The organism is Vibrio sp. FF145, assembly GCF_041439075.1.
In the GTDB taxonomy this organism is placed as follows: Bacteria; Pseudomonadota; Gammaproteobacteria; order Enterobacterales; family Vibrionaceae; genus Vibrio; species Vibrio tasmaniensis_A.
Genome location: NZ_JBGONH010000061.1, coordinates 14,853 through 28,071 on the forward strand (window position 1 = coordinate 14,853; position 13,219 = coordinate 28,071).

The following is a 13,219-nucleotide window of genomic DNA, read 5'->3' on the forward strand; positions in this document are numbered from 1 at the left end:
TGTTTCAAACCGTCAAAGATCTAAATCATTAACTATTAATATTTAATATTTAATGGCTGTTTTTCCAATCGACGTACTGCTTTCAATACGTTGGTGCGCATCTTTCAGAGTCTCAACACTAAAGCCATTCAATGTGGTGGTAAGCGTCGATTTAATGCGGCCTGCATCAATCAAGTTCGCAGCTTGGAATAAGATGTCTTGTTGCTTCTGGATATCGTCTGTGTTGAACAATGAACGTGTAAACATCAGCTCCCACACAAAACCGACAGACTTACCTTGAAGCGCCGACAAATCAATTCCACCATCGAATTCCACAATCGAACTGATCATGCCTTGTGGTGCAATCAGCTCCACCATCGATTCCCAGTGCCCTTTGGTATCCGCAACATTAAAAATGTAATCGACATGCTGGATGCCTTGCTCGCGCACAGACTCAACCAAGTTACGGTGATTCACCACATGGTCTGCACCCATATCCCTTACCCACTGCTCGGTTTCAGGTCTTGAAGCCGTCGCAATGACAGTCAGGTTAGTCAGTTGACTCGCCAATTGAATAGTGATTGAACCTACGCCACCAGCGCCACCAATAATCAGAATCGACTTTTGCTCTTCAGGACGAACACGTAGGCGATCGAACAACGCTTCCCACGCAGTGAGTGTCGCTAGCGGCATCACAGCAGCAGCTTCATCAGAAAGGCTCTTTGGTGCTTTCGCCGCAATACGGTAATCAACGGCTTGGTATTCCGCGTTAGCCCCCATGCGAGTGACGTCACCAGCGTAGTAAACACGGTCACCTAATTCAAAACCTTCAACGTCTGTACCTTTACCGACAACTTCACCGACTGCGTCATAGCCCAGCACTTTAGGTTGTTCGAGTGTTTTATCCTTAGCACTACGAATACGAATTTTTGCGTCAGCAGGGTTGATAGAAGTCGCGCTCACTTTTACCAGCAAGTCATTATTTTTTAGTTCTGGCAGACTCGTTTCAAACTCAAATAAACTGTCTTGCTCTGTAATCGAAAATGACTGAGTAAATCCAATAGCTTTCATTTTTGATGGTACTGACATTGTGCTTTCTCCTTGAATTAGACGAGTTAATCTTAGTCAATTCTCACTCTAGATAAACCGTCTAACATTTGAATGATTTTCAAATATATTTTGATAATTAAGCGTATAAAGTTAGCTTAGAAGAGGTAAATAAGGGTTAACCCGCTTTGTGATTAGCAAAGATTTCAATACAATGTTTAGAACATTATCAAACACAGGTAGATAAGATGCTTCTTGAAGACTTACAGGTCATTTTAAAAGTGGCGGAGTTTCGCAGCATCACCGCAGCAGCCACCACCCTAGACATGCGTACTGCAACCGCGAGTGCTGCCGTCAAACGAGTTGAAGCCGCACTAGGCGCTGAACTGTTTGTAAGAACTACTCGCCATTTAAGGCTCTCTTCAGCAGGCGAACGCTATTTACCTGAGTGTGAACAGGCCTTGAAAATATTAGAGCAAGCCAAGCTCAGCATGCGCGAAGAGCTTGGTATTCTCGATGGAGAAATCCGCATTGCGCTTTCATCGGATCTAGGCCGCAACCTCATCACACCTTGGTTAGATGAATTTCTGCTTGAATACCCCAAGGCGACACTTCGCACCAGCATTAGCGACAGTAATATCGATTTTTACCGTGACTCCGTTGATATGGCGCTTCGCTATGGCTCCCCTACTGACGCCAACATGTATGGTTTCAAGATCTGCGATGTGCCGAGAATATTGTGTGCGGCTCCTGAATATTTGGCTGAAATGGGAACACCAAAACACCCGAGTGACTTAGCTCAACATAATGGTTTGCTTTATCAGCTGCATGATATGTTGCAAGACGAATGGGTGTTTAACGATGGTAAGCAGGATCACAAAGTGAAGCTGAAAGGGAATCGTGCATCGAACGATGCTGACCTTGTTAGACGTTGGTGTGTTGCCGGTAAAGGCGTGGCGATAAAGTCTTGTTTAGATATGTCGAAGCATTTGCTTTCGGGCGAAGTGGTTAAAGTTATGCCTGAATTTAAACCAACACCAACCGAGTTGTGGTTAGTCTGCCCTAGTCGTCAATCCATCACACCAACGGTTCGCTTATTAAGAGATTTATTCCGCGAGAAAACCGCAGAGATCCTTTCTCAACTGAGCAAACAAAGCATTATAGATACTCAAAAGTCTTAGCGATCTAGAGATAAAAAAGGCGCTAGCGGACTTCAATCCGCTAACGCCTTTCTTCATTTGAACATCACACCGTATTAATGGATGTATCTACATTAATACTAATACTTAAATGCGAGTGCTTAGTTTGACTCTTCTTCAACATCGCAATCAGCACAGCACTGAAGAGCAATTTCATGTTCGAAGGTGATTGTATCTTGGCCTTCTTCTAGAAGTTCTGCAATTTCATCCGCGACTTCTTGCTCATCATCAGCTTCAATTCCGCTCGCTAACTCTTCTTCTGAATAACCGAAGAAATTCAGTAATAGATACTCGCGAGCTTCGTCTTTGGTACAAACCACATTTGCTGAAAGATCAGGCGTAACTTCACCTTCCGCAAGTGTCTTTGTCACTTGCTCTAGAGCAGTATCTTTCATCGCAGGCGTTAACCAACCAAGATCAGTACTTACTGTCGTTTTTTTACAGTCGAAGCAAGGCAGTTGGTGAAAGTAGTATTGAAAGGTCGTCATAGGTAATTTCTTCTTTAAGTGTTGTATAGCGAGATTATGCGCGTTTTATAGCAAAATACTATCTCAATCAACACCAAAAATTGATTCGCTCTGATTATTTTAACCGGATGCACAGCAAGCCATACTGACAACTTTAATCATCGGCTATTTGCTTAAATCGCCACACACATCGGCGTATTGGATATAGGGTCACGAAATACGCTCGCTTTGAGATCAAAAACATCATTCAGCAATGTCTCGGTCATCACCTCATCGGGGGTGCCTTCAGCCACTAAACCACCTCTTTCTAAAACGATCAAATGATCGCAGTAACGGCTCGCTTGGTTCAGATCATGGAGCACAACCACCACCGTTTTTCCCTTGTCATTCATCTGCTGCATCAAGTTCATTAATTCAACTTGGTGAGACATATCAAGATAAGTGGTCGGTTCATCCAACATCACGACATCTGTGTCTTGCGCTATTATCATCGCTATCCATGCTCTTTGACGCTGCCCACCCGACAGTGACTCAATCGGTTTATCAGCAAACTCAAGTACGCCGGTATCACGCATTGCTTGTTCGACAATCGCTTGGTCTTCTTGCCCTAACCTTCCCCAATGGGACACATAAGGAGAACGGCCATATTCAACCAGTTTTCTGACCGAAATGCCTTCAGGGCTGACCAATATTTGCGGCAGAAGCGACAACGAACGCGCGAGCACTTTATCGCCATAGCTCGACAACGGTTTGTCTTCAAATAACACTTCTCCTGTCACCGGCTTATTGATCCTGACTAACGTCTTTAACAAGGTAGATTTACCACATCCATTGGGTCCAATTAAGGCTGTGATTTTTCCCTTTGGGATGGACACCGAAAGGTTCGGTATGATCGTTTGTTTGCCGTACGCGACGGAAAGATTCTGCGTTTTTAGCATGGTTACCAACCTCGATAGCGATAGAGAAGAAAGATGAAATAAGGCGCGCCAATGACAGAAGTAAGTACCCCTGCAGGCAATTCAATCGGTGGTTGTAGACCTCTTGCCAAGCCGTCGGCACAAGTAACCAAAATCGCGCCCACCAGAGCAGACGCCGGGATTAACAACTTATGATTATGCCCAAACAACAAGCGCGCTAAGTGAGGTGCTAATAAACCCACAAAACTGATCGTTCCAGCCACTGAAACGCTGACGCTGGCAAGCAACACAGCGGCCAATAGCGCAAGAGCTTGTATCTGTTTTGGCTTAGTACCCAATGTGGTGGCACTTTCCTCACCAAGCCCCATCACATCCAATCGCCAAGCAAGCCAAAATGCCATTGGCAACAACAAGAGCAATGCTCCCCAAATAAAGGGAACTTGCTGCCAATTTCGCCCCCAAAGGCTGCCAGTTAGCCATACCATCGCAGTGTTGATCTCGATGGGGTTAGTGACAAGCAAGAAGTCGATACAACTCGCCAGAAACGCACTCACTGCAATACCAATCAAGGCCAACTTGGCGGGTGTTGGCCTTGACCACCATGCCAATAGCGCAATCAACCCAGCAGCCAATACCCCACCGAACATCGCCACCACAGGCAGTACGCTAACTGCCGCATTAGGGAACCACACTAAACTCGCAGTCGCAGCAAGCCCTGCCCCGGCGCTAATGCCCATAAGATCAGGCGATGCTAACGGGTTACGTATCACGCCTTGCACTAATACGCCAGATAGCCCCAACCCTGCGCCCACGCTTATCGCGAGTAACATACGTGGTAGTCGATACTGATGGATAACAAAGTCGTCACTGGAAAAGGCGACCAAATGTTCGATGACTTGAGGAATAGAAAGTGACGCTGCACCGACAAACAAGCCCGCAGATGCCACTAATATGAGAACCCCTGATAACAAAACTATCTTAGTGTGATGGTGCATTAAGATCTCCTCGTCGCAATCAAAATAAAACAAGGTGTCCCAAGTAGGGCTGTAATAACACCAACGGGCGTTTCAGTCGGGAAAGCAATCGATCGTGACAACGCATCTGACCAAGACACTAATGCTGCACCTGCCATTGCGGAGATAGGAATCAGTAGATGGTAATTGTGCCCAACCATGGGCCGAACCAAATGAGGAACCAACAATCCTACAAAGCCAATGGGACCAGCGATAGCGACACTGGCACCCGCAAGCAACACGATAGCCAATCCACTCATGAGGCGAGTAAGCCGGATATTACTGCCCAACCCCACAGCCACTTCTTCACCAAGCGCCAATAAGTTGAGGTTACGAGCAAGGCTAACAGCCAACACCAAACCAATCACTGCTGGCGGCCAAAGCTGTTGCCACTGTCCCTCATCCACGCTAGACAATGAACCGGTAAGCCAATGCAGCACGCTATAAGCCATATCATCAGCTAGAATCAACGCTGCTCGAGTTAACCCAATCAATAAAGCAGTAATGGCGATACCCGCTAAAACCAAACGTAACGGATGAGAACGTTCGGAGAAGAAGCCACCGAGGAGCATCACAGCACCACCGCCTAGCAATGCACCAAGAACAGCATTAAGGATCGGGTTTAAATCACTCACCACAGGTATGCCTATCGCCGCTAAAGCCATAAAACAGGCTGCGCCAGCGTTAATACCTAAAATTGATGGCGACGCAAGTGGGTTACGTGTTAATCCCTGCATCAACAGTCCGGCGACGGCTAAGCTTGCACCAATCAATAACCCAGCGTGAGCCCTTGGAGCTCTAAGTGTCGCCAATATTTGATGAGTCATATTGCTCTCATCAAACGCAAACCAATAGTGAACTAAGTCACTCAATATTAGGGAGAAATTCGACCAACCTAGCATAGAGGCCACGTAACCAGACATCGCCAAACACGACACTAAAGCCGTAAATAACGTGACTCGCCACGACACCAATACCGTAAGCCACGACACTATAAGCGAACGTCGCTTACCTCTAGAGAGCAACATCGAACTCATGAACGATCCAAGATCTGCTCTAGATTTTTCGCCATTTGTTCCGCGGCCAACATGCCTCGATTCAATGACCATAGTGCTGGTGACACTTCTACCACTTGTTGATTCTTCGCGGATGTTAAGACATTAAACAGTGGGTTTTTCTGCCAATCATCAACGATATTTGGATCTGAGTAAGCACCAAGGAGCAACCAATCTGGATTCGTTTTCAACAACAACTCAAAGCTGGTTGGTAAGTACGCCTTGTCTGTCGGATCCACTATTGGGCTAGCAATACCTAATGTGGTGAGTACACCTCCTGCATACGAAGCAGGGCTATGTAGCCACATTCCTTTTTCCGACACAACAGCAAATTGGACAGTTTGTTTAACCGAGAAATGACTTTTAAATTCCACCATGGCTTGTTGATGTTGGTGAATTCTTTGTTCCATTGCCGATTGCTTGTCGAGGGCGATACCGACCTTAAGCGCAGATTCCAAGTTCTCTTGATAAGTCTCTCCACGGCTTTTGAGCAGCAGAGTTGGTGCGATTCGCTGTAGATCTTGATAAACCGTACGATGACGCTCTGCATCGGCAATGATCAGGTCGGGCTTTAATACCGCAATAGCTTCTAGACTAGGCTGCGAACGCATCCCAACCGATTCCCATGGTTGCACTAATTCACGCACCGCCGGAATCACTCGCGAAGTATCATTGTCATCGGCAACACCAACCGGAGACACGCCTACCGCAGCTAACGCATCGACAAATGAGAACTCCAACACCACAACGCGTTGCGGGGTAGTCGCTATCTCAAACTGACCTTGCTCATCTTGAATGATCCTCGTTTTTGCTGAACTGGAGAATGAGAACAAGCTTAAAGCCAACAAAGCTAAGGTTATCGCTATCCTGCTGAATAAAAAATGCCTTTTGAATGACAGCAGTCCGTTCGGCAGCAGCCATTGATTCGAAAATAAAAGTCGAGAACTGTTTTCCATATTTACTTTTCCTTAAACACTAGAACCGTGAAAGTCGCCAATAATATTGGCGACTTATATTCGTTATTATTTTTAATCAATTACCGATTAGAACTGATAGTTCAGATCCAAAGTGTATGAACGCCCTGGCGCTGGATAGCGGCCAACCGGACTGGTATCAATACCGCGGAAGTAGTAGTCCTCAGCAAACAAATTGTTCACTGCAACATTCATGCGTAACTTACTGTTTTCATCTTTATACAAGTCTGAGCCTAGGTTTAAGTTCCATACCATGTAAGCAGGTACTTTGCCTTTCGAACCCGATGCATCTTCAGCACTGGTATTGGCATTGTCAGAATAAGACTCACTGAAATAGTAACCAGATAAGGTCGTATCTACCTTGCTAAAGGCGTAAGTCGCATCCCAGCTAAGTTGATGCTCCGATGTGTAAGGAAGTTGCTTACCTTTGTTTGCACCTTCTGCCTCTATCGTCGCATCCAAATAGTTATAACCCGCGCCTAAACTCAGAGCTTGCATAGCCTGCGGAACATAACGACCTGAGAGCTCAATACCTTGATGAAGCGTTTTACCAATATTATCAAAGGTCTGTGTTCCGCTTTGCCATTGGAGTTGGTCTTCAAAATCAATGCGGTAGAGCGCAACATTAAAGCTAGTTGAATCTTGATTGTAACGAGCACCCAACTCGTAGTTCCATGCTAGCTCACTGCCCTCTTCACCCTTGCCTCGGATGTAAGCGATTTGTGGTGCGCGCAAAGATTTCTGCGCATTGGTGTACCCAACCCATTGCTCAGTTAAATGGTATGCCACGGTTAAGCCCGGTAACCACTCGGTCACTTTGTTGTCTGTACTCTGTGCTTTACCTAAATCATTAAAGGTCATATCAATCGATTCGTAACGAATACCCGGAGTAACCTTTAGCACGTCGTTAAACAGGCCAACTTCATTGCTGATGTAACCTGCGAAAGCATCGGTATTCAAGTTCCAATCACGTGGCACTTTTGTTACTCCGCCAGTAATTGGCGTTTGCGTTAGCTTGTAATCGATATCTTCACTTACATAGCGAGCACCCACAATCAAGTTTTGCGTCACCGTATTACCGTCAAAGTACATCGCTAACTTAGGTTCCACACCATAAACCGCGAATTCACGTGGTGAGGTACGAATATCTGTTGATGGTAATGCTGGATCCGCCCAGTGACCGCCTGCGCTATTAAAGCCCCATTGGAAGAAACGCTCAGAGTGGTGACCGAATGTTAGCACTTCCAATTCTGCGCCATCCGCAATATTCAAATCATGCAAATACTTCAGGCTCCAACGCGTTGATGTGCCTTTGTATTCGTCATATGGTCGCTTCGATTGAGTACGATCTTGCTGGTAATCTTTTGGCGACAAAGCGCCCGGCATTTGGGTATCTGCATCGTAACGCTGAACGAATGCTTGTAGCTCCTGGGTATCGCTGAGTAACCATTGCAACTTCGCTTGGAAGTTTTTTACATCTGTATCTGAATGATCGCGGAAACTTTCACCTTTTAGGAAGTTACCTTCCACTTGAAGTGCCAGCGTATCGGTTAACCAACCACCCGTGCGTAGGTAAAAGTCATTAAGCGGTGTATTACCATCTTCAAATACCGTAAAGCGATTACTGATTTCCGTTTGCCATTGGTGTGGAATAGGCTTAGTCACCAAGTTGATCACACCACCCACGTTGTTTGGCCCATACTGCACAGCCGCACCACCACGTACGATATCAATTCGGTCAAGCATCGATAGCGTTGCTGGGAAAATAGATTGTCCGGTATGACCATAAGGCGCAAGAGTCAGTGGTACACCATCCATTAGAAATTGAGCATGACCACTGCGGCTCGCTTTCAAGCCGCGCACCGAGATGTTAGGCAATACACCCGTGCCCGTTTCGTCTTGAACCTTAATGCCCGGTACACTTTGAAATGCTGAATCAATAGAGAGTGCGCCAGTCTTTTTAATTTGTTCGTTAGTTAGAACGGTACGCGCTCCCGGATACTCTTTCACATCTTCTAATTCTGAATTACCGATCAAACTGCCCGTCACGACAACCGTTTCCATGGTCGTCGTTTGCGGATCAGACGCAGCGAATGCACTCATGGAAGTCACTGAAGCGATGGCTGTTGCAAGTACGGTCAAGCGCAGTTTATGTTGCGCGTGGGGTTTACCATCCAAATTCTGGTAAGGCATGAAAATCTCCTAAGTAGGCAAATTAGGGTCAAAGGCTGTGCTTTTAAGTTATGCCAACGCTTTGACCCATTGGGCTAAACGACCTCAAAATGAGGCCAACTGTTCACTCACTCATAGCGAACAAATCAATAGTTTTTCAGTTGAAATAGCTTTTAGTCACGTACTAGCTCTTAGAAACGTAATAACGCTTAAAAATTAACGACTCTTAGAGCTGAACTCGCTTTTAGAACTGATAGCCGTAGCTGAGCATGAATTCAGCTGGCGCTCCGTAACCAATCTGGTTAGTACCCGACTTACCACTGGTTGCCCCAAGAATGTATTTCTCGCCAAGTACGTTATAAGCGTTCGCTTGAACTTTGTGACGACCCGAGGTGTACGCTGCCATCAAATCAACAGTGGTGTAATCACCTAATGCGACGGCTTCATTGTTACCTGCGTAGCGGTCCCCTACGTATTTCACACCACCGCCCAAACGCCAGTTTTCGTATAATTGGTAAGTACTCCAGAGTGAGAACAGATGATCGGATACATCATTCGGCTTTTTACCTGTATCTTTATCTTCTGCATCTAAGTAGCTATAACCAACTGAAATATCCCACAACTCTGTAATCTGACCGCGAGCTTCCAGTTCAATACCTTGGTGACGTGCTTCAATCTTATTGATAACGTCGCCATTAATATTGGTTTGTGGTTGTTCTTGATCAATTTGGAAAATAGCGGCATTGAGCATCAAAGCGTTATCGAGTAAGTAAGCTTTCGCACCCACTTCTTTTAGATCGGTATGGAAGAATTCAGCCAGTTTAGGGTTGATATAAATACCGGAGTAAGGCAATTGCCACGAACGAGCTAAGCTTGCGTATACCGACATATCGTTGTTGATACGATAGACCAAGCCACCACGGTAGCTCACTTTGTTATCATCTAGCTTCTCTTGGGCTTTCCCGGCTTTTTGCTGTTCAAGTTCCATAGAGTCATAGCGCACGTTACCTATCACCGATAGATCACCCAAGGTGTAAACGTCTTGAAGGTAAATACCCGTCGTCGTCGTTGTGTTATCACGGAAAGGCTTGAAACCCGGATCAGGCGTTGCTCCTACGACGGGGTTATAGATGTGTTTCGGAGGTAAGGTTTTATCGCTTGCTAGCGTTAAATCGATATTGATCTGGTTATAATCCGCACCAAACATCATTTGGTTAGAATCGGTTTCCCACACTAACTCGGATTGCATCGTCGTTGTGGTTCGAGGGTCATAACCGAAATTGTTCACGGTTTGAGAGACTTTATCTCCCGTCACAGTGCCTTGACGCGTGCCCTTTTGCTCAAGTTCGATATGATTGTATGCCGCTCGGTTTGTCCATACCCACTCGCTATTCAAGCGCCACTCATAATTAATGCCAACACGCAGGCTATCGGACTCTTGATAATCGTTAGTGCCACCGTAGAAAGAACTCTCAGAGACATCGACAGGTTTGCCATTTTTGGATGGAACACCACGATATGGCACCAGCTCTTGGTGTGCATATTCGACATCTAAGTCAACGGTATGCCCTTCAGCTGGCAGCACTCGAATGGTTGGTGCAATAAAGAAATCATTAGAATCGACATGGTTTACATACGAATCAGCCTGTCGGTGTTCCAGGTTAATACGTCCATTGACCTTATCTGAAAACGCCATTGAGCTATCCACCTGCCCTACAAATTGGCTGTTACTGCCAACACTGCCATTCACATTGGTAAATGTGTCACCATTCGCTCGCTTGGTGACTAAGTTAATGATACCGCCGGCAGAGCCTCTACCATACAGAGCTCCTGCTGGGCCTTTTACCACTTCAACACGCTCAATATTGGATAGGCTTCGATACGACTGTAAAGTTCCATCATCACGCATGCCATCACGATACATGTCATTCAGTGCATCAAAGCCACGAATTACAAATTGGTCTCGACTACCTTCACCTAAGGTATTATTGACACCAGCAACACCATCAAGAGCATCCACTAAACGGACCGCACCACGGTCTTCCATCTCTGTTTTAGTGACCACTGAAACGGCTTGTGGGACATCGAGCCATTCGACATCCGTTTTGGTACCCGATTGCGGCATGTGCTCCGCGTAGCCTTCGTACTGATGACCAATAACTTGCACGGTTTCATCCACCGTTACTTCTTCTGAAGCCATTGCATTCGACACGGTAGCCACTGTGGTTAATACACCTCCAATTGCCAAAGCGAGGGGGGTGAAAGCCAATCTAACGTTCATATTCTAATTCCGGTTTAGTTTATAAATCACAATTAAAGCGAATAAGAACAAATATCATTTATATTTGCAATATATATTTTGCCGCCTACCCCTCCAGCACGATATGCAACATTGCTATTTACAAAATAATCAATAAAAACAAAATCATAAAAAGAACAAGCCTCTTAAGACATTGGATAATGTCGTATAAAAGTAGGTAAAAACGAGGTTCGACGGTTGGGAATACTCAGAAAAAAGACTTTTCGATAAGGAGAAAGAAAGCAAATAAAGAAAGGTTTGAGCCAGGTAACGGATGGGATTAATACCTTTAGTACGGTGTGCCTATTAACTGGTCACACCTCAAAATAAGGTTCAATAATTCAAGACAACAACGGAAATGCGACTGGAGTTATTGCATCTACAAAGAACCTAGCTTAGTGGCTTATGTTGACTAACAAGTATAACTAGCAAAGAAACAATTCCATATTCTCATAATTTTGCGTTCTCGCAGAAACGGTAATTAAATTAACGAAGGTCTACCTGAATAGAGATGATGATTAGCGTGTAGTTTCATGTAAGGGACCCCGAACAAGAAACAAAAAAGCGAGCCACCAGGGCTCGCTTTCAAATCGTCTATATTTACTTAAACAGTTACTTAAATTACAGAAGCTCTACCGACTGTTGAGCAATCACGAACTCTTCGTTCGTTGGAATAACCATTGCTACTGCGTCTAACATCTCTGATTTAGCGATGATGCCTTCTGCACCAAAGCGAGCGGCTTCATTGCCTGCTACGTCTTCAATAAAACCAAGAATCTTAAGGTTGCTTAGGATCTCACGGCGAATTGGTAGAGAGTTCTCACCGATACCACCAGTGAAGATGATGCCGTCTAAAGAGTCTAGCGTTGCAAGGTAAGAAGCAACGTATTTAGCAACGCGGTAAGTAAACACCTCGAAAGCAAGCTTAGCGCCTTCGTGGCCCTCTTCCATCGCTTCTAGAATGCCACGAGCATCGCTCGTTAGACCAGACACGCCAAGGAAACCAGACTCCTTGTTTAGAGAATTAAAGACTTGCTCTTGTGACCAACCTTTTTTAAGTAGGTATTCGATGATACCTGGATCTAAATCACCACAACGTGTGCCCATCATAAGGCCAGAAAGCGGTGTGAAGCCCATTGACGTATCAACACTGTTACCGTCTTTGATAGCACATACAGATGCACCGTTACCTAGGTGAACAGAGATGAAGCTAGCTTGTTCAACTGGCTTGTTGACCATTTTCGCAGCTTCACGGCTAACGAAGTAGTGGCTCGTACCGTGGAAACCGTAACGACGAACACCGAAGTCTGTGTATAGTTCTTTTGCGATTGCACCAGTAAATGCACGTTGTGGCATTGTTTGGTGGAAAGCCGTATCAAATACAGCAAATTGAGGTAAAGAAGGGAAAGCTTCAATCGCAGCGCGGATACCAATAGCACCTGCAGGGTTATGCAGTGGAGCTAGGTCAGATAGGCTCTCAATCTCACTCGTTACTTCTTCAGTAATACGAACCGTTTGAGTGAACTTCTCGCCGCCGTGAACGATACGGTGCCCGATAGCCACTATATCAGCAGTGAAGCCTAGATCTTCCATCAATCCAACCAGTTTGCCAATGGCAATTTTGTGGTGGTTATCTTCACCTTGAATGGCAATTTCAGTTTTCTGACCTTGATACTTCCAGCTCATACGAGCATCTTCAAGACCAAAACACTCCCCTAAGCCACTCAATACGGCTTCACCAGAAACAGAATCAATAACAGCAAATTTTAGGGATGAACTACCCGAGTTAATAACCAGAACAAACGAATTAGACATTGGATATGGATCCTGTTTCAGTACGAATTGGATGAAGTGTTTACTTCAATTTTAGTTAAGCCCATTATTCAATAATTTTTGAATCTTTCAACTTTTGTTTTGCAAAAAGCACCAAATGAACACAATTAAGTTGATCTGAGTCATTAGTTTATTTATTTCGAGAGCGAAATTAAAAAATAGTTGAATATGACAGCTGGCTAATAAACCAAGTAAAGGACTGCTCACACTAGGGCGTGTTGACCTTTCGAGGTTAAATTTTGTTCGAGATAAAAGCGTTTTAAT

10 protein-coding genes are annotated in these 13,219 nt (G+C 45.1%); 1 reads left to right on the forward strand and 9 read right to left on the reverse strand.

Translation table 11 applies throughout. The annotated features are described in order from the left end of the window. Positions 1 to 42: 42 nt before the first annotated feature. Positions 43 to 1,068 carry a zinc-binding alcohol dehydrogenase family protein gene (locus ACED42_RS18850; RefSeq protein ID WP_371703744.1) on the reverse strand — a complete coding sequence of 342 codons (1,026 nt, stop codon included), beginning with the start codon at positions 1,066 to 1,068 and terminating at the stop codon, positions 43 to 45. Between the two features lie 206 nt (positions 1,069 to 1,274). Between ACED42_RS18850 and ACED42_RS18855 the strand changes: the two genes are divergently transcribed. Then, the gene (locus tag ACED42_RS18855; RefSeq protein WP_371703746.1) at positions 1,275 to 2,207 is read left to right on the forward strand and encodes a LysR family transcriptional regulator; all 933 of its coding nucleotides are present in this window, start codon (positions 1,275 to 1,277) and stop codon (positions 2,205 to 2,207) included. Between the two features lie 119 nt (positions 2,208 to 2,326). Here ACED42_RS18855 and ACED42_RS18860 read toward each other — a convergent pair whose 3' ends face one another. From ACED42_RS18860 to ACED42_RS18895, 8 genes are all read right to left on the reverse strand, one after another. After that, on the reverse strand, positions 2,327 to 2,713 hold the full coding sequence (locus tag ACED42_RS18860) for a hypothetical protein (RefSeq protein ID WP_009844806.1): 387 nt from the start codon (positions 2,711 to 2,713) through the stop codon (positions 2,327 to 2,329). 152 nt (positions 2,714 to 2,865) lie between these two features. Next, positions 2,866 to 3,630 (reverse strand): Fe(3+) dicitrate ABC transporter ATP-binding protein FecE, encoded by a 765-nt coding sequence (gene fecE, locus ACED42_RS18865; RefSeq protein ID WP_020477206.1) that lies wholly within the window; start codon positions 3,628 to 3,630, stop codon positions 2,866 to 2,868. A gap of 2 nt (positions 3,631 to 3,632) precedes the next feature. After that, complete coding sequence (locus tag ACED42_RS18870; protein ID WP_009844804.1) at positions 3,633 to 4,604, reverse strand: iron chelate uptake ABC transporter family permease subunit; 972 nt, start codon at positions 4,602 to 4,604, stop codon at positions 3,633 to 3,635. Continuing rightward, a complete protein-coding gene (locus tag ACED42_RS18875) occupies positions 4,604 to 5,659 on the reverse strand; it encodes an iron ABC transporter permease (RefSeq protein ID WP_135385776.1) in 1,056 nt (351 codons plus the stop codon). The genes ACED42_RS18870 and ACED42_RS18875 overlap by 1 nt, the downstream gene beginning before the upstream one ends. Further along, complete coding sequence (locus ACED42_RS18880; RefSeq protein WP_371703748.1) at positions 5,656 to 6,633, reverse strand: Fe(3+) dicitrate ABC transporter substrate-binding protein; 978 nt, start codon at positions 6,631 to 6,633, stop codon at positions 5,656 to 5,658. The genes ACED42_RS18875 and ACED42_RS18880 overlap by 4 nt, the downstream gene beginning before the upstream one ends. Positions 6,634 to 6,720: 87 nt before the next feature. Beyond that, positions 6,721 to 8,844: a TonB-dependent receptor family protein gene (locus tag ACED42_RS18885; RefSeq protein WP_371703750.1), complete on the reverse strand. Its 2,124-nt coding sequence runs from the start codon at positions 8,842 to 8,844 to the stop codon at positions 6,721 to 6,723. A 223-nt stretch (positions 8,845 to 9,067) separates the two neighbouring features. Next, complete coding sequence (locus ACED42_RS18890) at positions 9,068 to 11,104, reverse strand: TonB-dependent receptor (protein ID WP_371703752.1); 2,037 nt, start codon at positions 11,102 to 11,104, stop codon at positions 9,068 to 9,070. Between the two features lie 639 nt (positions 11,105 to 11,743). After that, a complete protein-coding gene (locus ACED42_RS18895; RefSeq protein WP_371703754.1) occupies positions 11,744 to 12,937 on the reverse strand; it encodes an acetate/propionate family kinase in 1,194 nt (397 codons plus the stop codon). Positions 12,938 to 13,219: the final 282 nt, after the last annotated feature.